Source organism: Mycobacterium sp. EPa45, from assembly GCF_001021385.1.
Lineage (GTDB): Bacteria > Actinomycetota > Actinomycetes > Mycobacteriales > Mycobacteriaceae > Mycobacterium.
Genome location: NZ_CP011773.1, coordinates 6,146,183 through 6,169,690, shown reverse-complemented (window position 1 = coordinate 6,169,690; position 23,508 = coordinate 6,146,183). Strand labels below are relative to the sequence as shown.

The 23,508-nt window shown below is 68.7% G+C and carries 19 protein-coding genes; 5 read left to right on the top strand and 14 right to left on the bottom strand.

The window, feature by feature from the left end; all coding sequences use genetic code 11:
• Window positions 1-197: 197 nt before the first annotated feature.
• From trxA to AB431_RS29220, 7 genes are all read right to left on the bottom strand, one after another.
• On the bottom strand, window positions 198-530 hold the full coding sequence (gene trxA / locus AB431_RS29250; protein WP_047332895.1) for a thioredoxin: 333 nt from the start codon (window positions 528-530) through the stop codon (window positions 198-200).
• Window positions 527-1,498 carry a thioredoxin-disulfide reductase gene (gene trxB / locus AB431_RS29245; RefSeq protein ID WP_047332894.1) on the bottom strand — a complete coding sequence of 324 codons (972 nt, stop codon included), beginning with the start codon at window positions 1,496-1,498 and terminating at the stop codon, window positions 527-529. Before trxB ends, trxA begins: the two co-directional genes overlap by 4 nt.
• A 111-nt stretch (window positions 1,499-1,609) precedes the next feature.
• Window positions 1,610-2,104: a hypothetical protein gene (locus tag AB431_RS29240; RefSeq protein WP_082135841.1), complete on the bottom strand. Its 495-nt coding sequence runs from the start codon at window positions 2,102-2,104 to the stop codon at window positions 1,610-1,612.
• 55 nt (window positions 2,105-2,159) lie between these two features.
• On the bottom strand, window positions 2,160-2,696 hold the full coding sequence (gene sigM / locus AB431_RS29235; RefSeq protein ID WP_047332893.1) for an RNA polymerase sigma factor SigM: 537 nt from the start codon (window positions 2,694-2,696) through the stop codon (window positions 2,160-2,162).
• Between the two features lie 62 nt (window positions 2,697-2,758).
• A complete protein-coding gene (gene murJ, locus AB431_RS29230; protein ID WP_047332892.1) occupies window positions 2,759-6,274 on the bottom strand; it encodes a murein biosynthesis integral membrane protein MurJ in 3,516 nt (1,171 codons plus the stop codon).
• Window positions 6,271-8,607 carry a DUF6049 family protein gene (locus AB431_RS29225; RefSeq protein ID WP_144418403.1) on the bottom strand — a complete coding sequence of 779 codons (2,337 nt, stop codon included), beginning with the start codon at window positions 8,605-8,607 and terminating at the stop codon, window positions 6,271-6,273. The genes murJ and AB431_RS29225 overlap by 4 nt, the downstream gene beginning before the upstream one ends.
• Entirely contained in the window at window positions 8,604-9,407 is an 804-nt protein-coding gene (locus AB431_RS29220) for an NUDIX hydrolase (protein ID WP_162489426.1), read from the bottom strand. The genes AB431_RS29225 and AB431_RS29220 overlap by 4 nt, the downstream gene beginning before the upstream one ends.
• 86 nt (window positions 9,408-9,493) lie before the next feature.
• On the opposite strand from AB431_RS29220, the gene AB431_RS29215 reads away from it, so the two are divergent.
• The gene (locus tag AB431_RS29215) at window positions 9,494-10,957 is read left to right on the top strand and encodes a CCA tRNA nucleotidyltransferase (protein WP_047332891.1); all 1,464 of its coding nucleotides are present in this window, start codon (window positions 9,494-9,496) and stop codon (window positions 10,955-10,957) included.
• 7 nt (window positions 10,958-10,964) lie between these two features.
• Window positions 10,965-11,471: a hypothetical protein gene (locus AB431_RS29210; protein WP_047332890.1), complete on the top strand. Its 507-nt coding sequence runs from the start codon at window positions 10,965-10,967 to the stop codon at window positions 11,469-11,471.
• Here the strand turns inward: AB431_RS29210 and AB431_RS29715 are convergent.
• The 4 genes from AB431_RS29715 to AB431_RS29190 form a co-directional block, all read right to left on the bottom strand.
• Window positions 11,381-13,849 carry a bifunctional diguanylate cyclase/phosphodiesterase gene (locus tag AB431_RS29715; RefSeq protein WP_052960430.1) on the bottom strand — a complete coding sequence of 823 codons (2,469 nt, stop codon included), beginning with the start codon at window positions 13,847-13,849 and terminating at the stop codon, window positions 11,381-11,383. The two genes, AB431_RS29210 and AB431_RS29715, sit on opposite strands and share 91 nt — an antisense overlap.
• Window positions 13,846-14,427 (bottom strand): molybdopterin-dependent oxidoreductase, encoded by a 582-nt coding sequence (locus tag AB431_RS29200; protein WP_047332889.1) that lies wholly within the window; start codon window positions 14,425-14,427, stop codon window positions 13,846-13,848. The genes AB431_RS29715 and AB431_RS29200 overlap by 4 nt, the downstream gene beginning before the upstream one ends.
• A gap of 42 nt (window positions 14,428-14,469) precedes the next feature.
• Window positions 14,470-15,243: a TIGR03084 family metal-binding protein gene (locus AB431_RS29195; RefSeq protein WP_047332888.1), complete on the bottom strand. Its 774-nt coding sequence runs from the start codon at window positions 15,241-15,243 to the stop codon at window positions 14,470-14,472.
• A gap of 63 nt (window positions 15,244-15,306) precedes the next feature.
• On the bottom strand, window positions 15,307-16,578 hold the full coding sequence (locus AB431_RS29190) for an MFS transporter (RefSeq protein ID WP_047332887.1): 1,272 nt from the start codon (window positions 16,576-16,578) through the stop codon (window positions 15,307-15,309).
• A gap of 68 nt (window positions 16,579-16,646) precedes the next feature.
• Here AB431_RS29190 and AB431_RS29185 point away from each other — a divergent pair, with 68 nt between their 5' ends.
• On the top strand, window positions 16,647-17,255 hold the full coding sequence (locus AB431_RS29185; RefSeq protein WP_144418402.1) for a YqgE/AlgH family protein: 609 nt from the start codon (window positions 16,647-16,649) through the stop codon (window positions 17,253-17,255).
• A 47-nt stretch (window positions 17,256-17,302) separates the two neighbouring features.
• Here AB431_RS29185 and AB431_RS29180 read toward each other — a convergent pair whose 3' ends face one another.
• Window positions 17,303-18,013 carry a TetR/AcrR family transcriptional regulator gene (locus AB431_RS29180; RefSeq protein ID WP_047332886.1) on the bottom strand — a complete coding sequence of 237 codons (711 nt, stop codon included), beginning with the start codon at window positions 18,011-18,013 and terminating at the stop codon, window positions 17,303-17,305.
• A gap of 92 nt (window positions 18,014-18,105) precedes the next feature.
• Between AB431_RS29180 and AB431_RS29175 the strand changes: the two genes are divergently transcribed.
• Window positions 18,106-18,987, top strand: coding sequence for a lysophospholipid acyltransferase family protein (locus tag AB431_RS29175; RefSeq protein ID WP_047333914.1), 882 nt, complete (start codon window positions 18,106-18,108; stop codon window positions 18,985-18,987).
• Between the two features lie 44 nt (window positions 18,988-19,031).
• On the opposite strand, the gene AB431_RS29170 is transcribed toward AB431_RS29175, so the two are convergent.
• Window positions 19,032-19,376: a hypothetical protein gene (locus AB431_RS29170; RefSeq protein WP_047332885.1), complete on the bottom strand. Its 345-nt coding sequence runs from the start codon at window positions 19,374-19,376 to the stop codon at window positions 19,032-19,034.
• Between the two features lie 23 nt (window positions 19,377-19,399).
• Window positions 19,400-20,314, bottom strand: coding sequence for an LpqN/LpqT family lipoprotein (locus AB431_RS29165; RefSeq protein WP_047332884.1), 915 nt, complete (start codon window positions 20,312-20,314; stop codon window positions 19,400-19,402).
• A 256-nt stretch (window positions 20,315-20,570) separates the two neighbouring features.
• Here AB431_RS29165 and leuS point away from each other — a divergent pair, with 256 nt between their 5' ends.
• Window positions 20,571-23,438, top strand: coding sequence for a leucine--tRNA ligase (gene leuS, locus AB431_RS29160; RefSeq protein WP_047332883.1), 2,868 nt, complete (start codon window positions 20,571-20,573; stop codon window positions 23,436-23,438).
• Window positions 23,439-23,508 lie beyond the last annotated feature (70 nt).

Sequence of the window (23,508 nt, the reverse complement as noted above, 5' to 3'; positions counted from 1 at the left end):
CCTTCGGTCACTGTGTTAGCCGCCTGTCACAGCGCTGACGATTGCTCACAGGCTAGGGAGCATTCTCGCAGAAGCTCACCGCATTCCGGAAAACGGCAGGCGACGCCGCCGGTAACGGAATCGTCTCGGCCATCGAGTCGACGATGCTGTCGAGGCGCGAGACGGGGGAAGAGCGAGAAGTGGGGCTCCCGCTTGCGCTAAACGACGTCCGCGATCTCGCGCAGCAACGCCGCCTTGCCCTTGGCGCCCACGATGCGCTTCACCGGCTGACCGTCCTTGAACAGGATCATGGTCGGGATCGAGACGACTTGGAAGTCACGCGCGGTCGCCGGGTTGGCATCGACATCGAGCTTGGCCACCGTCAGAGCGCCGGCCTTCTCACTGGCGATCTCCTCGAGGACCGGCGCGACCATCCGGCACGGACCGCACCACGTGGCCCAAAAGTCAACCAGCACAGGGGTATTGCTGGACAGGACATCCTGGGAGAAGGAGTCGTCGGAGACCGTTACGGTCGCGCCGCCGTCGCTCATTGGTGTGCTCCAATCATTTCGGTGGTTGCAGTGTCGTCGGCATCGGCCAGCCAGCGTTCGGCGTCGATCGCGGCCGAACAGCCCATCCCGGCGGCGGTGATGGCCTGCCGGTACGTGTGGTCGACCAGGTCTCCGGCAGCAAACACGCCGTCGACCGAGGTGGCGGTGGTGCGATCGCGTACCAGCACGTAGCCCTCGGGGTCGAGGTCGACGGCGCCGCGCACCAGCTCCGAGCGCGGGTCGTGACCGATCGCGACGAACACGCCCGTCACCGGCAGAACCGATTCCTCGCCGGTGATCACGTTGTGGACGCGTAGCCCACTGACAGTGGTGTCACCCTCGACCGCGTCCACCGCGGTGTTGGTCAGGAAGGTGATCTTCTCGTTCTCCCGGGCGCGTTCGAGCATGATCTTCGATGCCCGGAACTCGTCGCGGCGGTGCACGAGGGTGACGCTGCGGGCGAAGCGGGTGAGGAACGTCGCCTCTTCCATTGCCGAGTCGCCGCCGCCGATGACGGCGATGTCCTGCTCCTTGAAGAAGAAGCCGTCACAGGTGGCGCAGGCGCTGACGCCGCGGCCGAGCAGCTCTTGTTCGCCCGGGACGCCGAGGTAGCGGGCTGCGGCGCCCATCGCGAGGATGATCGAACGGGCGAGGTGGGTTTCACCGTCGCCGGTCACCACCTTCTTGACCGGGCCTTCCAGATCGACCGACTCGACGTCTTCCATCCGCAGGTCGGCACCGAAGTGCAGGGCCTGCTCGCGCATCTCGTCCATCAACTCCGGACCGGTGATGCCGGCGCGGAAGCCGGGGAAGTTCTCCACCTCGGTGGTGGTCATCAGCGCGCCGCCGAAGGACGTCCCTTCGAACACCAGCGGTTGCAGCTGCGCGCGGGCGGTGTAGATGGCCGCGGTGTAGCCGGCGGGGCCTGATCCGATGACGATGACGTCATGTACTGGGTTGGCGCTCATACCAGCCTTTCTGCTCCGGTCCCGGACTGCGGGCGAAGAGCCGGCAATTCGGGTGCCGCTCGGGGCACTTGATCAAACAACAGGGTAGGCCGCACTGTTCCCCGCCGTGCACTATGGGCGGCGCACAGTCGTGTCGGCAATCAGGCCGGTGTCCACCGAACTGCAGGACGCGGCGACCGTGACACCGACGATCACGTCGGGCTGGTCGCCGGGCAGCACGAGCACGATCGCGGGGTTGCCGTCGATCTGCACCTGCTCGGCGCCCAGGACCTGCACCGATCCCGGATAACCCAGGGCGCTCAGGCATGCGGACCGCCGTTTGGGATCGGTCAGTGGACCGAAATCGGGGCTGCGTGCGATCAGGGCGTTCAGCTCACGGCTGCTGATCGGCATCTTCGGCGTGACGGTGATCATGCTGGCACTGGTCAGGGTGCTCGCCGTGGGGCCGCCGGATCTCAGCAGCGCCGCGGTGCCGAGTCCGATCGCCGCCACCACCGCCACCGTGCCGACGCCGGCCGCCACCAGGCGCCCGGTGCGCGCCGCGGGTCGCCGCGCATGGGCCGCAGGCGCTGACGACGCCGGTGTCACGGTATGCGTGGGCTCCACCCGACCAGTGTGCCGGGTCTTCCGGAGGGCAGGAGCGCAGCGACCCGGGAAAACGTCAACTGCGCAACAGCCCCGACAGCCTCGCCCGCCCCCGAGCGCAACGGCTCTTCACCGTGCCTTCGGCGATGCCGAGCAGCGCGGCGGCGTCGGCAACCGAGTAGCCGTGCATGTCCACCGCGAGGACCGCTGCACGCTGCTCGGCGGGCAGTCGCATCAGTGCGCGGCGCACCAGCAGCACGGTGTCCACCTCGGCGGTGCGGTCCCCGACGCAATGCTCGTCTTCCAGTGGAGTCGTGGGCAGCGACCCGCGCCGCATCCGGTCCGAGCAGGCATTGATCACGATGCGGTGCAGCCAGCTGCCGACCGCCGCATCGTGGCGGAAGGACGGAGCCCCGCGGTGTGCGGCCAGCATCGCGTCCTGCATGACGTCGGCGGCGTCGTCGGGGCTGCGGGTTCGCCTGCGGGCGAGTTGGAAGAGCCGGCGGTGGTGGCGGTGGAACAGTTCTTCGAAGGCGTAGCGATCGCCGGCGACGTGCGCCGCCAGCAGCTCGGCATCACTGCGGACGACGGCCGTGCCGGGGAAGCTGCGCATGCCCGGACAGTAGATTTCGCAGCCTGCGCGAGCACTTCACCCGGGGCCGCGCCTGTTGAGAACTAGGAAGCGGCCTTGACGGTCAGCCCGGAGATCTCGGTCTTGTTCTTGCCGTCGGTGGTTCCCATGGTGGAGATCCACACCAGAAGGTAGGTCGTCGGCGCCTTGGCGTTGACCTGAATTGTGTTGGCGCCCGGCTGCAATGCGGTGGGCTGGGTCAGCACGGTGGTGTCGTCGAGACTGCCGGGATTGGCTGACGACGCCGCGCGGATCTGTACCTGGGTGCCGGTGCTGGGTACCGTCAGCGACACACTGCCCACAGTCGTCGGCTGCGGCAGCTGCACCAGCAGCCCGACGCCGCTCTTGAAGTTGGGGAACGGATTCGGGTCGGTGTAGATGTCCGTCGGCCAGCCGGTACCGGGGCCACCGGTCAGTGCCAGGTCGGCCTTGTCCGGATTGTCGGCGCCGCCTCCCGGGGAAAAGACAGTCGCCTTAACGGGTTTGACGGTGCTGCCATTGGCGGCGCTGGCACCCTCCGTTGTCGTGGCAGACGGGTTGAGGCCCAGCTGGTCACCCTTGAGGCCGCCGCCGACGTCACCGAAGATGCTGGACAGTACCGACGCCAGAATGATCAGTGCGATCACCAGGATCCCGGCGCCGACACCGACGCCGATCAAGAGATTGCGCCTGCGGCGGGCTTGCGCTTCGGGATCAACGGCGGCGGCTTGCGGCGCGGGCGGTACGCCGACAGGTGCCACCGGTTCGATGAGATCGGTGCGGTCGGCCACCGCGGTGGCCTGCTGCAACAGGTTCAAAAGCGTTGGTGCCGAGCGGATTCCGCCATCAGCCTGCACCGATCGGGCAGCGGCGGCGGAGATCTGGAACGGAATGGCGCCGTCGACCGCGCGAGGCTCGAGGGGCATGCCGCCGGGGTCGGTCTCGGCGGGCTGCAACCCGCTGGGTACCCCCTTCTCGGGGAGCGGCCAGCGGTCTACGAGCAGGGCGTACAGCGCGGCGCCTATACCGCGGATGTCGTCTTCGGGGGTGGCGCCGGGCATCGTCGCGGGGAACGCCAGCGCGACATCGCCTTCGATGCTGACCCGCACCCGGCTGGGGTGGTCGATCGACAGCGCAACCCCGGCGGTATGCGCTGCGTCGGCCGCCGCGGCAAGCGCCTGAACGGCGCGCGCGCCACCGATCGGGGACGGCGAGGTGTCGGCCACTTCCTTCAGCGACCCACCGCGAATCCACTCCGCGACCACCAGGCCGCCGGCGCCGGTGTTGGCGACATCGAGAACCCGGGCGATGCCGGGGCGCTCGATCTGGCTGAGTTTCATTGTGCGAGAGAGGATTTCCTGCACCTGCTCATCGGGCATGGTCCGGTCGGGGTCGACGAAGGTGAGCGCGACCTGCCGGTCCAGAGCCGTGTCCAGAGCCTGCCAGAACTGGAGTCCGGGCGGGCCACCGTGGGACACCAGGAGCCGGTAACGCCCGCCCGCGATGCTGGCTCCCGGAATCAGGTGGGCATCCTCGTCGGCGCTGGCTTCCATTGCCGGTTCCCGCGGGGACTCGAACCCGAGCGGCTCACGGGTGGGATCGCCGGCGAAGTCGGCGTTGGGCTGCTTGGGCGGAACGGCGGGCGCAACGGTACCGACGTGGAGTTCCGGAGCCACGTCGGGCTGGAAGTCGTCCGCGGCCTGGCGCGGGATCTTCGTTGTGGCGTCTCCGGTGGGCTCGGCGGGAGTATTGCCCGAGGGTTGGTCGTTCACCGCCGGTCCTTTCCCCGTCGAGCCCGCGGCTCCATACGAATTGATGTGCTCAGGGTACGGGAAGTGCCTCGGGACCTGCGGCCGGTCGGGCGCTGCGACTGCGGTGACGGTCTGCGGCGCGGTGCGGGTGATGCGACGCTTGACCGCGCCCCAGGCCGCCACCGCGTCGGGAACCCGGGCGGCGAGCATGACCGTGGCCAGGATCGGCAGCATGATGACGGCGAGGACCACCAGGCGCAGCAGCGATCCGATTCCACCCCCGTGCTCGGTCAGGACCTTGAGGCCGAGTAGCCGGTCGAGGACATAGGCGATCAGTCCGGCGAGCAGCGACGCGGCGGTGGTGACGAGGATCGTGCGCACCACCGCGAGGTCGAGCAGCGTGCCCCGCGGCGGCTTCAACGCGCGCTGGAGCAGCACGTAGCCCAGCACGGCGCCGGCCAAAAAGCCGAGACCGTTGGCCAGGCCGAGGTAGCCCGCGACGAGTTCCCGATCGCCGGTCAGGTGCGGAGCCAGCAGCGACGCCGCGATCTTGACGATCGTGATCGCGATGATGATCAGGAGCGGCGTCCACGGTTGCTCGCGGGCGTAGAACACCCGCAACTGCAACAGCACCAGCGCGTACGGGATGAGGGTGAACGCCGACAGGCTGATCGCCACGCCGAGATAGTTCGCGTCGACCTCGCCGAACTTGCCGTATGCGAACAGGGCGCTGCCCATCGCCGGGCCGCCAACGGTCATGAACGCCACGATCGGGATCAGCGTCACCATCGTCAGGCGGGTGGCCAGCGACAGATCAGCCAGCACGGCGGGGCGGTCGTTGGCGGCGGCGTTACGGCTCAGCCGCGGCATCACCACCGTCAGCACGGTCACGCCGATGATGCCGAAGGGCAGCATCAACACCAGCCAGGTGTAGTTGTAGATCGCCGGACCGGAGGCGGCCGCGGTGCTGGCGATCTGGTTGACGACCACCAGACCGATCTGACTGATCAGGACGTAGAGCACCATCGCGCCGGCCATGGCGCCGAACCGTTTGAGCCGATCGTCGATACCCCACAGCGGGCGTAGGCTGATCCGCTCGGCGCGGATCGCGACCAGCAGCACCATGGTCTGGGCCACCACGCCCAGCGTCGTTCCGATGCCGAGCACCAGCAGCTTGGCGTTGCCCATCTGCACCGGATCGACCGAGAGTTGGCCGGGGACAATGAGATACAGCCCCAGAGTGGCGATAGCGACCACGTTGTTGACCACCGGCGCCCAGGCCGGTGGCCCGAACACGTTGCGGTTGTTCAGGATCGCCATGAACACCGAGGACAGCCCATAGAAGATCACCTGCGGCAGCAGCAGGTATGCGAACGCGGTGGTCAGCGGCTGGTTGACCTGCGGGTCGTGGCCGAGCATGAGCCGAACCAACAGCGGCGCGGCCGCGACTGACAACAGGGTGGCGACCAGCAGCAGCGTGGTGGCCAGGGTGACCAGCCGGCGCACGAACCGCTCGCCACCGTCGGGGTCGTCGCGCTCGGCGCGCGCCAGTACGGGGACGAAGATCGCGGTGAAGGTGGCCTCCAGCACCAACGCCGCGATCAGGTTCGGTAACTGGTTGGCGACGGTGAACGCGCTGGACAGTGCCGCGCCGAGGATGGCGGCCAGCAGGACGATGCGGATGAACCCGGTGATGCGGCTGACCAACGTGGCCAGCGCCATGCCCCAGGACCGAGACACGACCGCGGCGTCGGACAGTTCGGCGCGAACCGCGCGGGTGCGGGGGCCCGGCCGAACGTAGGCGACCGGCCGCCGGGGCGGCGGCTTCATTCGCGGCCTTCGGCGGTGGCCCGGCGCGGGCGGTCCAGATCGGCGGGGTCAGGCTGGCCACGGAAGCGGTGGTAGAGCCGGCGCCCGACGAGTGCGGCCAGCACCGTGGCGCCGATCAGGGTGATCGCGAACAGCACCTTGCCGTAGGCGTTGGAGTGCACAGACAGGCGCACCGGCTCGCCGAGCTGCAGCCCGTCCGGGGTGCGCAGCGTGACGTCGACGGCGACCCGCTGGGTGAAGTGCACCTCGATCGGGATTCGCAGCGGCAGGTATCCCGGCGGGATCTCCTGCTCACCGAGGTCGGTGACCGTCATGCCGGGCGGCGCGTCGACCTGGAGGCGGACCCGGATCGGGACGGCGAGGTCGTTGCGGACCGCGAGCGGCAGCGGGCTGTGTTCGGTGGCCAGCGTGTAGGAGCCGCCGGGGTTCACGATTGTCACCGCCCCGAAGAGGTCGTTGATCGTGGCTCCGACCGCACCGAGGCGGTGGCGGGCCAGGTTGTTGCGGTCCTCGGGCGGTTCGGTCTGGCTCAGGGCGCGCAGCATGTCCTCCCGCAGTGGCGCGGTGTACTGCGGCCCGGTCAGCCCGGTGCGCGGGTCGGTGGTCAGCGACGCGGTCAGTCCCCACAGCCGGCCGACCTGCCCGGTGATCGTGGAGATGACGTCGTCGTCGAACCCGCCGCGGGCATTCCGCAGGAGATCGGCGCCGGGGCTCGCGGCCGCCGCGGATGTTGACGATTGCGTGATCACCGCATCGAGCGGCCGGGCGAAAGCCAGCCCCGAGCGGATCGTGGTGGCCAGTGCCGTCAGCATTGACTGCGCGTCGTTGGGCTGGGGGCTCCACTTCAGTGGGGGAAGGAGGATCTGGCCGCGCGGTTCGGCCTCCGGCTGCAGGGCCCGCCACATTATCGACGCGATGGCGTCCTGGCGGCGGGCGACCATCGAGTCGTGGTCGAGCGGAACGGTCAGCGACGAGTCCAGATAGGTGGGCAGGTCAGGGTCGGTCCCGACGCCGGCCAGAGCGGCGCCGACGGCCGGGTCGAACGGGGCCAGCACCACTTGCGGTGACAACCGTCGCGGGGCCACGTCGGCGATCATGGGTGCCCCGGTCGAGGAGTCCTGCGCCGAGCAGTTCGCGGCCGCGATCGCGACCGTCGGACCTTGGCCGCTCAACAATGCGACCCCGGCGGGCGTCAGCGGCCCGTCGCCCAGGATCGTCGCGCCGCGCACCGACGTGATGCCGAGGATCTGATCGATGATGTCGCCTGCGCTGACGGTCGCTGCGGAGTTCAGTCCGGCGTCGCCCACCCGTTGCAGCGCGCCGAGGTCGGCCTGCGCGTAGGGCGTCGGCGCGACGCACATCCGTTTGGCCAGGGCGCGCAGCTTGTCCAGCCACGCCACCGCCGCGGCCTGTCCGGTGCCGGGGTGCGCGGCGGTTCCGAGCCCGTCGGGGGAGTCGGAGACGACGTAGCCGGCGGTCATTGCGTTGACCGTGACCAACAGGTCGGGGTCGACCGCCAGACACAGCGCCCGGGCGGTGTCACCGCCGGGATCCACCGGCGGGGTGGTGGCGAAGTCGACAGCCGAAAGCAGCGTGTCCAGCCGGCCGCCCGCGGCGAGCGACACCGCCAGGTCGTCGTTCATCAACCGCACCGGTGTACTTCCGCCGGGGACACCGGGGGCCAGCCGCGGCTTGTCGGCCAGTGGCCAAAGCATGGTCACCGCAACGGGTTTGGTGGTGTCGGGGGGCACGACATCGGTCAGCGTGTCGGCCGAGGTGTTGGTCGGGTCCGGCGGTACGCCGAGAACCGGCAGCAGGAAGCGCGCGTCGTCGAGGCGGGCGGCGTCGCCGTAGTCCGGGGTGCCGTTGATATTGATCAGCAGCGGGTACACCCCAGGGCGTTCGATGCCCAGTGACGGTGCGGTGCGTGACCGGAGCGGATAACTGAACGTGAATCCGACCGCCTGGCCGCGCTGCATCTCGGGGGCGACGGTGGCGAATTCGCCAACGGGCTGGAACTGGTCGTTGGCGCCGTCGAGGTTGGTGCGCAGCCCCGCCGAGGAGGTCACCGCTGTAGCACGTTCGAGGCGGGCGACGACATCGCGAACTGGACGGTCACCGACATTGGTGACAGTGCCGGTGACGGTGACCGTCGGCTCGCTGGTCGTGGTGATGAGATCCGGTGTGACGCTGTCCACCCGCACTTGCAGGAACGGCGCCGACCCCGGTTCACCGGCGGCGGCCGGCGCGGTCGTTGGCATCGCGAGTACGGCAAGGAAACCGAGGATCAGCACGATCCGGGGCAGTTTGCCGACCCACCTCGGCGTGGTCACGTTCCCGGTCCGCAGCCGTTCGTCCGCGGACCGGATTGACGCGGCCCTGAGTCATCGGAGCGACGGTTGCGGGTGTGCGAGTGCGTTTGCGGCCGCCGGCGAGGGGTGGTGCGCGGCAGCGGCGGCAGTGCGGCCAGACCGTCGGACTGCAACAGCTGGATCAGCTCGCCGGCAACTTCGGCCAGGCGGCGTTCGTCGGCGTACGCCAGCCGTTTCGCGAGCTCTCCGACCGGGACCCACGCCACCTCGGTGACCTCTACGTCCTCATCGGAGAGTTCACCGCCGGAGAACTGCAGGAGATAGTGGTGCACCGTCTTGTGGACGCGGCGGCCTTCGGTGACGAACCAGTAGTCGATGCTGCCGAGCGCGGCCAGGACCTGGCCGCGGATCCCGGTCTCCTCGGCGACCTCGCGGATCGCCGTCTCTTCGGCGGTCTCACCTTGCTCGATATGACCCTTGGGCAGTGACCACAGCATTCGCCCGCGCCGGTCGACCCGCCCGATGAGCGCGGCCACCTGCTCTTCGGGCGGCCCGTCGATCCCGTCGATCACCAATCCGCCTGCCGACGTCTCGTGAACGGTGCGCAGCCGTGCGGGCGCGCGGCGGGGGGACCGGGGGCGGCCGGGTTTGCCCGGTCGGGGCTGGCCGTTGGTGGCGTTGGCGGCGGGGGATGCGGCGGCGACGTCCGAAGATTCGGCGACGCCGGCGTCGGCCGGGCTGGGAGTTGCCGGACCGGCAGCGCGACGTCCGCGGCGACGCCCTCGGCGCCGTCGCGGTTTGGCCTGTTCGCCGTCCGACACCCAAGCGATAGTAGCTGGCACGGGATGGCGCCCCGACCGCACTCGCCGGTAGAACACCGGTTGTCTGCCGACTAGGCTCTCGCCACGTGTCCGAAGCCACCCATGACGTCGAGCTGCTCGCCCGGGCCCTCGTCGCCCTCAACCGGCAGGGGGCCGTGCTGCGGGAGATCGGTGGTCTGTTCGCTGCAGCGGGGCACGAGCTCTATCTCGTCGGGGGCAGTGTGCGCGACGCCGTTCTGGGCCGGTTGAACCCCGACCTCGACTTCACCACCGACGCCCGGCCCGAGGTCATCCAGAAGATCGTGCGTCCGTGGGCAGACGCGCTGTGGGATACCGGTATCGAGTTCGGCACCGTCGGAGTGGGCAAGGGCCTGGGTACGGACATGGATCGGCTGGAGATCACCACCTTCCGCGCCGACAGCTACGACCAGGTGTCGCGCAATCCGCAGGTCCGCTATGGCGACCGGCTGGAGGACGACCTGGTCCGGCGCGACTTCACCGTCAACGCGATGGCGGTGCGCATCACCGCGGACGGTCCCGGCGACTTCATCGATCCGCTCGGCGGCCTGACCGCGCTGCGGCAACGAATTCTCGACACCCCCGCGGCCCCGGAGGTGTCCTTCGGCGACGACCCGCTGCGCATGCTGCGGGCTGCGCGCTTCGCCTCCCAGTTGCAGTTCGACGTCTCCGACCGGGTCCGCCGCGCAATTGTGGAGATGGCGCCCCAGCTCGGCCGGATCACGGTCGAGCGGGTGGCCGTGGAACTGGACAAGATGCTGCTGGGGGTGGACCCCGTCGCGGGCATCGACCTGATGGTCCAGACCGGCATGGGCGAGGTGGTGCTGCCCGAGATCGGCGGCATGCAGATGGCCATCGACGAGCACCATCAGCACAAGGACGTCTACCAGCATTCGCTGACGGTTCTGCGCCAGGCGATGGCGTTGGAAGAACCGGGCGAACGCGACCTGGTTTTGCGGTGGGCCGCGCTGCTGCACGACATCGGCAAGCCGGCCACCCGGCGCCACGAATCCGACGGCGGTGTCAGCTTCCACCACCATGAGGTGGTCGGCGCCAAGATGGTCCGCAAGCGGATGCGCGCGCTGAAGTACTCCAAGCAGATGGTCGACGACGTGTCCCAGTTGGTGTACCTGCACTTGCGATTCCACGGTTACGGCGACGGCAAGTGGACCGATTCGGCGGTGCGCCGCTATGTCGCCGACGCCGGCCCGTTGCTGCCGAGGCTGCACAAGTTGGTCCGCGCCGACTGCACCACCCGCAACAAGCGGCGGGCGGCCCGGCTGCAGGCCAACTACGACGAACTCGAGACGCGGATCGCCGAGCTGGCCGCCAAGGAAGACCTCCAGCGGGTGCGTCCGGATCTGGACGGCAACGAGATCATGCGGTTGCTCGACATCCCGCCCGGCCCGCAGGTGGGGCAGGCGTGGAACTTCCTCAAGGAACTGCGCCTGGACCGCGGGCCGCTGGATCACGACGAGGCCGTGGCCGAATTGCTGGCCTGGTGGAACGCGAAGGACCAGCCCGGCGTCTGAGAAGGGTATGGACTACTGCCTGGGACACGGCGACGGAACGGCGGCAATGCTCAGCGGCCACCCCGATGTGGATGTCGACGGCGACGGTGAGCTCGACGGGGTGCGCCTGGACCTCGATGGTGACGGGGTCATCGACGACGCGCTGGCCGACTTCGACGACGACGGCCTGGCCGATCACGCCGCGTTCGATCTCGATGACGGCACCGCGATATTCACCGACGACGGGTCGGGAGCGTGGGCGATGACGCCGGCCGGGCCGGGCGGCCCGCTGCGCTGGTTCGGCCTCGACGGTGTCGAGCACACAGGAAGCGGCCCAATCGATTTCGACGCCGACGGCAAAGTCGACCGGTTGCTGGACGTCGACCGGGACGGCCTGGCCGACCGGGCACTGCGGAGCGGGCCCGACGGCGGCTTCGACACCGGTTACGTCGACACCGACGGGGACGGCCGGTGGGACCTCAAGTTCGTCGACGCCGACGCGGACGGCGCGTCTGACGACGCCACGGTGGTATAGCCGCCGTCCGCCTGCACCGCGCACACACCGCCCGATTCGAGCAACGCTCGCGCGGCATCCCACGGCACCGGCTGGTGGTAGAGGAAGCCCTGGCCTTTGTCGGCCCCGAGGTCCAGCAGGGTGTCTCGTTCGGCGATTGTCTCGATGCCCTCGACGACGAGATCGAGGGACAGCGCGCTGGCCAAGGCCACCACCGATTGCACAACCGCGCGCTGCTTGGCGTCCCCTTGGTCGAGCGCCGCGGCGAACGAGCGGTCGAGTTTGATCTGGTCGACCGGCAGCGTGCGTAGCTGGGTCAGCGACGAATAGCCGGTCCCGAAGTCGTCGAGAGAGACGCTGACGCCGGCTTCGCGGAGCCGGGCCAGCGTGGGGTGGGCCACCCGCAGGTCGACGAGCGCATGCTCGGTGAGTTCGATGATCAGCGCTTCCGGCGGCAGCCCCGTCGCGTCGAGCAGGTCCAGCACTTCCTCGGCGAATCCGGCCTCGCGGACCTGGCGCGGGGACACGTTGACCGACATCGTCAGGTCGAGGGCCAGGCCGTCGTCGCGCCACTGCGCCAGGGTCTGAATGGTTTCGTACAACACCCAGCGGCCGATCTCGACGATCATGCCGTTGTCCTCGGCCAGCGGGATGAACGCACCGGGAGAGAGCACGGGCAGCCCGGGCCGGTGCCACTGCAACAGCATCTCGAAGCCGGTGATCACGCCGGTGCTGAGCATGACGATCGGCTGGGCGCTGACTCGCAGCTCGTTACGTTCGACAGCGTGCCGCAGGGCGGCGTCGAGGTCGAGCCGTTGAGCGACCTCTGCTTCCAGTAGGGAATCGAAGACGTTGATGTGGTCGCCGTCGGTCAGCTTGGCGCGGTACATGGCTACGTCTGCCTCGCGCATGAGCTCATGACCAGAAACCGTGGATTCGTCGGCGAAGGTGATGCCGATACAAACGTCGACGAACGCTTCCTTGCCGTCGATCGTGTAGGGGGCGCTCAGCGCGGCACGGATCCGCTCGGCCAGCGCGATGGCCTGGGCCCGGTCCGGCAGCTCCGGGCACAGCACCACGAACTCGTCGCCGCCGAGGCGGGCCACTGTGTCACTTTCCCGCACGGTGCCCGACAGCCGCCGCGCCGCGTCGATCAGCAACTGGTCGCCCCCGGCGTGCCCGATCGAGTCGTTGACCATCTTGAAGCGGTCCAGGTCGCAGAACAGCAGGGCCAGCGGCGTTCCGCGGCGGCGGGACATCACCAAACTCTTCGACAGCCGGGTGAGTAGCAGGCTGCGGTTGGCCAGGCCGGTGAGCGCGTCGTGGCTGGCTTGGTAGGACAATTGCCGCGCCGATGCGTCGCGTTCGAGTGACAGGGTCACCAGATCTCGGCACCGGACGAGGGCGGTGACGGCGAGGTCGTCGAGGGATGCGGCGTCGCCGAACACCGCGAGAGTCCCGGCACCGTCGGCGTTGTCGGTGACAACACCGGTCCACGCGGGCGTGCCGGACACGTCGGCGCCGGGCGGGTAGATGATCGACCGCCTCCCGATTGCCATGCGGACCGCAGGCGCGCCGGACACTTCGGCGGCCAACCGCACGATCTGTCGCAGCACCGAGGACACCGGGCCCGCGGTGGCGATCCGCTCCAGAATCTGCGCCTGTCCGCGTTCGAGTGCCGACACCCGGTCCAGCCGAGTCTCGGTCTGCCGTAACGCTTCCCGCTCGTCGTCGAACGCCCTGCGTGCGGTGCGGTATTGGCGAAGCACATTTGCCGCGACCCACCACAGCAGAATGCCGGCAAGTATGAGTGCGGTGATCAGCATGGCCAGTTGAATCACTCTGCCGCGCAGCAGGTTTCGCTCGGCCAGCCGATTCATCCGGTGCTGTTCGACCTGATTGTCGGCGGCCAGCTCGTGCGCGCGCTCGGAGAGTGCCTCGGAGCGAGGCAGGATGGTGTCGGCCCATCGGGCGCGCTGGTCTGCGGGCAATACACCGGCAGGCGCCTGCGCGACCACCGCGTCCAGTGCGGCCAGCGCCGTGCGGTAGTCGGGACCGGTGCTGTCGGCGGCGGTCGCACCGTTGGCCGCGACCACCCGCAGCCGCTGGGCCAGCATCGCCCGGGCGAGCTGGACGTCACGACGGGGGACCGCGCCGAGCAGGTATTGCTGGGCCCGGTCGATATAGGTGAGGGAGTCGCGGACGGTGAAAAACGTGTTGGTGCTGGCCGCTTCGCTGCGCGCGCTGTGGTAGCTGTAGGCGTTCTGATCCGCCGAGGACTGGAATCCGATCGCGACCAGGGCGATGAGCAGCAGCACGAGCACGGCCGCCACGATCTGCTGCCCGCGGTTGAGGGTCAGCCGTGGGCCGGGCGGGGTGAGCCACCGGTCGGTGATCACCCGCCGGAGCCGCTCGGGATCTTGACCGTGATCGAGGTCAGACTCCAGTTCCAGGCGTCGAGCACCGACGACAGTGGGGTGCCGTCCGGGAACACGATCCGGATGGGGCCGCCTTGATCGTAGGGGATGGGTGCGCCGTCACGTCGGGTGGCGATCAGGGCTTGTGAGTCGACCATCGGCTTGACGACGCTGACGTAGTGGTAGTGGTCGATCGCGTCGGTGTCGATGGTTGCGGAGTCGGGGATTCCGGCCCTGTCGAGCACGGTGGCCAACGGCACGCCGCTGTAGGTCTCGCGCTTGTTGACGAATGGCTCGTCGATCGAAATCGTGGCGTTGCCCAGCGAGTTGAGCTGGTCCAGGGTCAGCGACAGTGGTGTCGTCCCGCCGACCACCGTCAGGACGGGCGAATTCGGGGCGGCCGGGTCGACGGTCCCCTGTGTGTACGGGTTGAGCGGCTGCCCGGACTTCGGCGCCGCGGGGGCGGCGGAGGGGTCGTCGGAGCCGGGGCCGACCGCGCAGCCGCCGACCGCCAGGCTTATCGCCCCGGCCGTGACGACGGCCAGGAGGCGGTTGCGCATGAAGGGCGATGATACTGCCCGAGGCAACTATCAGCCGGGACGCTACCGTCCTTCACCGGGCGGTCCGGCGAACGCTTGCGCGATCCCGAGCCACCTTGTGGCATCGGCTCCTTCGGCGACGACGTCCAATTCCGAGCGTGGCCGGCGCTGGGTGACCAGATAACAGAAGTCGACGGCCGAACCGGTCACCCGCTGGCCGGCCTCCTCGGGCCCCCACGTCCAGCGGCTGCCGTCGGGAGCGGTCAGCTCGACGCGGAACGGCTCGGCCGGGGGCGTCAGCCCGTGCACGGTGAACGCGAAATCGCGGGTACGCACGCCCAGGTGGGCGATCGACTTCAACCGTTTCGTCGGCGTGGGCTTGATACCGAGGCCGTCGGCCACGTCCAAGCCGTGCGCCCAGGTCTCCATCAGCCGCGCGGTGGCCATCGACGGCGCACTCATCGGCGGCCCGAACCAGACGAGCTTGCGGCCTTCGGCCACGCCGCGCAGCGCGGCGTGCAGCCGAGTCCGGGTGTCACGCCACTGCGCCAGCAGCTCCTCGGGCGGGGTGAGCGCCAACGTCTCGGCGGCCTTGTCGACGAAGCCAAACGGGTCGGTCTGCGCAGCGGCGATCAGTTCACCGAACGCAGCCTCGTCGGTGATCGACATCAGCGACGCTTGATCGGTCCACAGCAGGTGAGCGATCTGGTGGGCGATAGTCCAGCCCGGCGCGGGCGTGGGCTGCGCCCAGCCGGCGGGATCCAGGGGTGCGACGAGCGCGTCGAGGGCATCGCTTTCGTCACGCAGGTCGTCGATGATCGGGTCCGCGGCCGCCATAGCTCGAACCTACTGCGATTCCGGCGCGTTTTCGTTCGCTCAGCGGCGCTCAGCGCGCCGAACTCACGCCCGCCGGCCCACCACGGTGTGCGTTGCCAGGCCGACCAGATAGATCGCCGACCCGGCCAAGGCCAGAGCGGGGGAGCGACCATCGGCCGGAATCACCGCGGCCGCCAACATCGTGGCCGCGATGAACGAAACCCAGAACACCGAATCCTGCACGGCGAAAACGTGTCCGCGCAGGGCGTCGTCGACGTCGATCTGCATCGCGGTGTCCGCGCAGAGCTTGACTATCTGACCGACCAACCCGAGCAGGAATCCGCACGCGATCATCACCACCAACTGCAGGGTGGCACCGGCCAACTGAATGACTGCGGCACACAGCAATGCTCCGTTGGCGGTCGCGAAGCGCCCCCATCGCTTGATCGCCATCGGGGTGAGCACGTTGGCCAGGAACGAGCCGCTTCCGGTGGCGGCGAGAAAGATGACGGCGGTGCCGAGGCCGGCGACGGCTTGAGTGTCGCTGTGGCGCACGATGACCAGGATCAGCAGCGTGTTGATGCCGAAAACCATCCGCTGACTGGCAAGGCCGGACAGCGTGGCCGCGACCGTCGGGGTGGTCAGCACGGTGCGGGCGCCGTAGATCCACCCGGTGGTAACGGCGTAGAACACCGACCCGTGCACGGCACGCGCGCTGTCGTCAGGTCCGAGAACGTGCCGCGGAAAACGCAGCGAGAGCACGAACGCGACGCCGATCGGAATCGCGACCAGCAGCATGATGGTGGCGGCGCCGGCATCCCCGGAGCCGAACAGCCAGCGGGGCAGCAGCATGAAGTTTGCGCCGAGGAAGGTAGCGGTGGCCCCGGTGGCGGTGGCGACGGAGTTCATCACCACGACCTGTTGGCGGGGCACGACGTGTGGGAGCGCCGCCGACAGTCCGGAGGTGACGAAGCGGCTGAACCCGTTGACGATCAGCGCGCCGCAGAGCACGGTCAGGTCTCTGGCCCCAACGGCCAGCAGCACCGCGACGCCGATGACGAGCACCAGCCTGGCGAGGTTCGCTCCGACCAGGACGGCCCGCCGATCCCAGCGGTCCAGCAGCGCTCCGGCGAAGGGGCCGACGATCGAATAGGGCAGGAACAGCACCGCGAATGCGCCGGCGACGGCCCAGGGATCGGCGGCCCGTTCCGGATTGAACAGCAGTCCGCCGGCGAGCCCGGCCTGAAACAGCCCGTCACCAAACTGACTGGCGGTCCGAAGCTCGAGCAGCCGCCAGAACTCGGGCAGGCTGCGCACCGAGCGCCAAAGCGAACCGGGTGCGCGGGCGTCGACCATCGGAACAACAGTACAAATATCCACACGCGCCCGTTACCACAGCAACCCCTACCTGATGCCATGATGGTGTGGTGGCACAGTCTGAGGACCCCGAAGACTTCATCGCGCCCGCGGCGAACCGAGTGCGGCCGGGAACGCTGCTGCTCGCCAATACCGATCTCTTGGAGCCGACGTTTCGGCGCAGCGTGATCTACGTCGTCGAGCACAACGACGGCGGCACGCTGGGTGTCGTACTCAACCGTCCGAGCGAGACCGCCGTCTACAACGTGTTGCCGCAGTGGGCGAAGCTGACCGCCAAACCCAAGACCATGTTCATCGGCGGGCCGGTCAAACGCGACGCCGCGCTGTGCCTCGGCACGTTGCGGGTGGGCACCGATCCCCAGGGCATGCCGGGGCTGCGTCACGTCGCAGGCCGGATGGTGATGGTCGATCTGGACGCCGACCCGGATCTGATCGCCCCGGCGGTCGAAGGGGTGCGCATCTTCGCCGGCTACTCCGGCTGGACCATCGGTCAGCTCGAGGGCGAGATTGAACGCGATGACTGGATTGTGTTGTCCGCGTTGCCTTCCGATGTACTGGTCGAGCAGCGGGTGGACCTGTGGTCGCGGGTGTTGCGACGCCAGCCGCTGCCGCTGTCACTGCTGGCCACGCATCCGATCGACGTCAGCCGCAACTGACCTGCGCGGCGGGTAGCCAGTCGTCAGGTGGAACGGCCCGCAGGAACTCACGTGGTGATGAGCCGGAATGCAGTGTCCCGGCCGCGATTCAGGAACTCGACGATCTCCGTTGCGGCTGAACGCAACTGCTTCTGGCTGGCCCGCTCCGGTCCCAGCAGCGCGGTCACCGCGGCGCTCAACACCGTGAGCGGGGACTCCGCGGGTCGTGGTCCCGGCGCAGGACCGACGAGGGATAACGCGATCCCGGTCACGAGTCCGTGCAGGGCGAAAGCCTGATCGGTTGTCTCCCAATCTGTTCGGGCCATCGCATGGGTACGCCACACGGGGAGCACCCCGCCGATCACCGCGCCGGGGCCGAGCGCCTCGTGCAACGCGATCGAGCGAGGGTGGTCGGCCAGGATGCCGAGCAGGTTCTCGTCGTGGCGTTGCAGCGCCGCGAGCAGCGGGTGGCTGGTCGCGACGTCGAGCATCGTCGGGCAGAACCGGGACGGTCGGGCGAGGTCGGGTTCTTCGCCGAGTCGGCGAATGAGGTCGTCCAGCAGTTCGAGGAAGCCGCGGCCGACGAGGCCGATGAGCAGATCCTCTTTCGTCGGCCAGTACAGGTAGACGGTGCCCTTGCCGACGTGGGCGCGCTGGGCGACGTCGGCAACGGTGAAGCCGCGGGCACCTCGTCGGATGAGCAGGTCGCTCGCCGCGGCCAGCAGGCGGGCCGCCTTGGTCGAGTTCTGCTCGGGCAGTTCGCCGGGCGCAGTGCTCACCGGGTGACTATAGCCAGCGGTCCGCACCGACTGGACAAACTGACCATTTCAGTCGTTTGGTCAGTCCGTCGGGTACGCTCGGTGGAGTGTTCATCGGCACCCCTGGCGAGGAGACCATCGTGGCCAACCCGTTCGTTGATCGAGCCGACCGAGTTCAGGCGCTGCAAAAGGCGATCTTCACCGTCGCCGACCTGATCGGGCCCGCCGTCGACCTGTCCCGGATCTACGTCGACGGGCTGGAAAACCTGCCCCGCGACGGACGGTTCCTGCTCGTCGGCAACCACACCACGGCGGGCTGGGCCGAGATCGTGTTGACTCCGTATTTCGTGCACCGCGAGCTCGGCGTCCGCGTCCGGGGATTGGCGACCCGGCAGCTGGCCGACATGCGCGGCATCGGCCGCGACGTGATGGAGGCGGCCGGCGCGGTGGTCGGCGACCCCGAGACCGGCGCCGAATTGATGCGCCGGGGCGAGACGGTGCTGGTCTTCCCCGGAGGAGGACGGGACATGCTCAAGTTCAAAGGCGAGAACTACCAACTGCTTTGGCAGGGCCGCAGCGGGTTCGCGCGCCTGGCCATCGCGCACGACTACCCGATCGTCCCGGTCGGACTGGTCGGTGGGGACGACGTCTATAACAGCCTCGTCGAACGCGGCGGCACCTGGGAGCGGATGACCCGCGGTATCGGTGAACGCCTACACGGTGTCAATGGCGTCGGGATCCCCCTCGTTCGCGGATGGGGCCCCACGATGGTGCCCCGTCCGCAGCGCATGTACCTGCGGTTCGGGCCCCCGATCGACACCACCCGGCCCGCCGATATCGCCGCCGCCGAGTGGGAAGCCGCCATCAAGGACAAGACGCAGACCGCCCTCGAGGGCATCCTCGATCAACTTCAGGCGCGCCGCGACACCGACCCGTTCCGCCACCTCAATCCGCTGGCCTGGGGCCGCGCCCTGCGTCCGGCGGCGGCCGGTTGAGGTCTTCGCCGGATGTTGCCCGGCCTAGATAGCGGCCGGCTCCCTCACTTGCATGACAGCGTGCAGCTCGCGCAGCTGCCTGCACAGCCGCCACCGGCCTGCGCTTGCCGGCTGGCGGCGTAGCGCGCGCCCTGCCATGAGCCGGCTGCGATGGTTCCGACGGCGCCGAGGACGCAGACGATGAGCACCGGCAGCCCCGTGTGTGCCGGTGCGGCCATGGCCGCTGCCCCGCCCGCGGCGAGCATCACGGCCGCGGCGAGCTGAGTCGGTGCGACCGACCGCATCACCTGCGCGGTGATGTCAGCACTGGGCGGTCGGGTCAGCGTCCACGCGCCCGAGCCACCGACGAGGACGGCCATGCCAAGGCACACCACACCGACGATGAACATGGGGCCACAATACGAGCCCGGGTTCAGCGCGGCAGCGCGGGCACCGCGGGAAGGACGGCGGACGCCGACGCATCGGCCAGCGGCGCGGCAGCGGGTGCGGGTGCGGGTGCCGGCGCCGCCGTCGGCGACGAAACCCGGAAGCCGTTGACGATGGCGTCGGTCGCGTCGGCGGTGGCGACCACCTGGTTGGCCGCGGTGGTCACGTACAGCGAGACCAGGTAGCGGTCCGGTCCGGATTGGGCGATGACGTGACGACGCGAGGTGTTCAGCGTCATGTCGTTCTCGCGGTAGGTGCCCTCGATGATCGACGACGGAAAGCCACCGAAGTCAGCCAGCGACGCATCGGTGGCCTGCCAGTTGAACAGCTGCTGGCTGTCCACGTAGCCGTGCGTGATGGCGTCCTTGGGATCGAAGTCGCCGATCAGCTTGAAGACTTTGAGCTGGGCGTTCGACGTGTACAGCCCGTCACCGCCGAGGCGGTCGGCGAGCACTGTGAACGCGTCGGGGACATTCGGGTCCGGCACGACGGTCCAACCGCGCGGCATCGGCAGCACCAGGTTCAGTGCGGTGAAACCGGCTGCCTTCTGCGGCTCCATCTTCACGCCCTTGTCCTTGAAGAAGTCGGCGAGCGTGCCCGACGCTGCCGGAGACAAGGTTTGGGGTGCGGCGTTGGCCGGCGCGATGGCCGGAGCAGCGACCTGGGGGACGGCTGCCTGGGGGACGGCTGCCGGCGCGGCGGCGGGCACAGCAGCCGGGCCCGCGTTGGCGGCGGCGACCTCAGGGGCGGCGGTGACGGTTTGGGTGACGGTGACCGGAGCGGGCTGAACGGGAACGAACGGCTCGGCGGACGCGCTCGCGCCGGTGAACCCGAGAACGGCGGCCGTACCAGCTGCCATTCCACCTACCAACACCCGCCAGTTACGGGCAATCGTGATCATCTCAGCTGTCCTTCTCGACACGGTCGGGCCAGGTGAGGCCCCTGGTCAGGAGGCCGACTGTATCGGTGCGCCGAGCCGTCCGGATAGGGCTGGAACACAGCTGGAATCAACCGTCGACCGCACTGCAACGCATCCGAGATCGGGCCGTTGCCTCGTGGTGCGACCACGATCACAATCCCGTCCCGGAGGGCAGCAGCGCCACAGGCCGACGGAAACGGATTGGGAGCAGCCCGAACGGCCCTTATACCCTGTGTGCGTGACCGACACCCCGACCGCCGCACCTGCGGAATCCGACGTCGCCGACACTCCGCGGTACCGCTACACCGCCGAGCTGGCGGGGCGGATCGAGCGGACCTGGCAGGACAACTGGCAGTCGTGGGGCACCTTCAACGTCCCGAACCCGGTTGGCTCGCTGGCACCCGCCGACGGCGCGGCCGTGCCCGGCGACAAGATGTTCGTCCAGGACATGTTCCCTTACCCCTCCGGTGAGGGCTTGCACGTGGGGCATCCGCTGGGCTACATCGCCACCGACGTCTATGCCCGCTACTTCCGGATGACGGGGCGCAATGTGCTGCACGCGTTGGGCTTCGACGCGTTCGGCCTGCCCGCAGAGCAATACGCGATCCAGACCGGCACCCACCCGCGGATTCGTACCGAGGCCAACATCGTCAACTTCCGCCGCCAGCTGGGCCGGCTGGGCCTCGGCCACGACCAGCGGCGCAGCTTCTCGACCACCGACGTCGACTTCTACAAGTGGACGCAGTGGATCTTCCTGCAGATCTACAACGCCTGGTTCGACACCGAACAGCAAAAAGCCCGTCCGATCACCGACCTGGTGTCCGAATTGGACTCCGGCGCACGCACTCTCGACGACGGTCGGCAGTGGTCGGCGTTGTCGGCGATCGAGCGGGCCGACGTCATCGACGGCTACCGGCTGGTCTACCTGGCCGATTCGCTGGTGAACTGGTGCCCGGGGCTGGGCACCGTGCTGGCCAACGAGGAGGTGACCTCCGAGGGCCGCAGCGAGCGCGGCAACTTCCCGGTGTTCCGAAAGCGATTGCGGCAGTGGATGATGCGCATCACGGCCTACTCCGACCGCCTGCTCGACGATCTCGAGGTGCTGGACTGGCCGGAGAAGGTCAAGACCATGCAGCGCAATTGGATCGGCCGCTCCACCGGTGCGGCGGTGTTGTTCGACGCCGACGGTGCCCACATCGAGGTCTTCACCACCCGACCCGACACCTTGTTCGGCGCCACCTACCTGGTGCTGGCTCCCGAGCACGAGCTGGTCGACCAGTTGGCCGCCGCCCGGTGGCCCGACGGTGTGGACCCACGGTGGACCTCCGGCGCGGCCACCCCGGGCGAGGCGGTCGCCGCCTACCGGCGCTCGATCGCGGCGAAGTCCGACCTGGAACGCCAGGAGAACAAGACCAAGACCGGCGTCTTCCTGGGCGCATGCGCGACCAATCCGGCTGATGGACAACAGGTTCCGATCTTCATCGCCGACTACGTCCTGGCCGGCTACGGCACCGGCGCGATCATGGCGGTTCCCGGTCACGATCAGCGCGACTGGGAGTTCGCAGGAGAGTTCGGTCTGCCGATCAAAGAGGTCATCTCCGGCGGAGATATTTCCGAGGCCGCGTATTCCGGTGACGGCACGCTGGTGAACTCGCAGTATCTCGACGGGCTTCAAGTCGAGGACGCCAAGAAGGTGATCACCGAACGCCTCGAGGCCGATGGCTGGGGGCGCGCCCGGGTCGAATACAAGCTTCGCGACTGGCTTTTCGCGCGACAGCGGTATTGGGGCGAGCCGTTCCCGATCGTTTATGACGGCGACGGCCGGCCCCACCCGCTGCCCGAATCGGCGCTGCCGGTGGAACTGCCCGATATCGCCGACTATTCACCGGTGGTGTTGGACCCGGAGGATCCCGACAGCGAGCCGTCGCCGCCGCTGAACAAGGCCACCGACTGGGTCCACGTCGAGCTGGACTTGGGCGACGGCCTGCAGACCTACACCCGCGACACCAACGTCATGCCGCAGTGGGCCGGCAGTTCGTGGTACGAGCTGCGCTACGCAGATCCGCACAACTCAGAGGAGTTCTGTGCCAAGGAGAACGAGGCCTACTGGATGGGTCCGCGCCCGGCCGAGCACGGGGCGGGCGACCCTGGCGGGGTGGACCTCTACGTCGGTGGTGTCGAACACGCGGTGCTGCACCTGTTGTACTGCCGGTTCTGGCACAAGGTCCTTCACGACCTGGGCTATGTCACGTCGCGGGAGCCCTACCGCCGCCTGGTGAACCAGGGCTACATCCAGGCCTTCGCGTACACCGATTCGCGCGGAGCCTACGTGCCGGCGGCCGATGTCGTCGAGCGGGACGGCAGGTTCTTCCTGCCCGGCGCCGACGGTGAAGTCGAGGTCCTCCAGGAATTCGGCAAGATCGGCAAGAGCCTGAAGAACTCGATCTCCCCGGACGAGATCTGCGACAGCTACGGCGCTGACACCCTTCGGGTCTACGAGATGTCGATGGGCCCGCTGGACGCGTCGCGGCCGTGGGCGACCAAGGACGTCGTTGGCGCCTACCGGTTCCTGCAGCGGGTATGGCGGCTCGTCGTCGACGAATCCACAGGCGACACAAGGGCTTCCGAGGACGACGCGCTGGACGAGGAGACGCTGCGGGTGATGCACCGCACGATCGCGGGGGTGTCGGAGGACTATGCGGGCCTGCGCAACAACACCGCGGCGGCCAAGCTGATCGAGTACACCAACCACCTCACCAAGGAGGGTGTCAGCGCCCGGGCTGCGCTGGAACCGCTGGTGCTGATGGTGGCGCCGCTGGCGCCGCACCTGGCCGAGGAGCTCTGGCAGCGGCTGGGCCACTCGAAGTCATTGGCGCACGGGCCTTTTCCGGTCGCGGATCCGCAATACCTGGTCGACGACACCGTCGAATACCCGGTGCAGGTCAATGGGAAGGTTCGCGGACGGATCACCGTCGCCGCGGACGCCGACAAAGCCAGCCTCGAGTCCGCTGCGCTTGCCGACGAGAAGGTCCAAGCCTTCCTGGCCGGCGCCACCCCGAAGAAGGTCATCGTGGTGCCCGGCCGGTTGGTCAACCTCGTCGTCTAGCCCGCTCCTTCGCCCAAACCGACAATTCGCAGGGAAAGAGCGAGTGAAACCCTGCAAAACGTCGATCTCG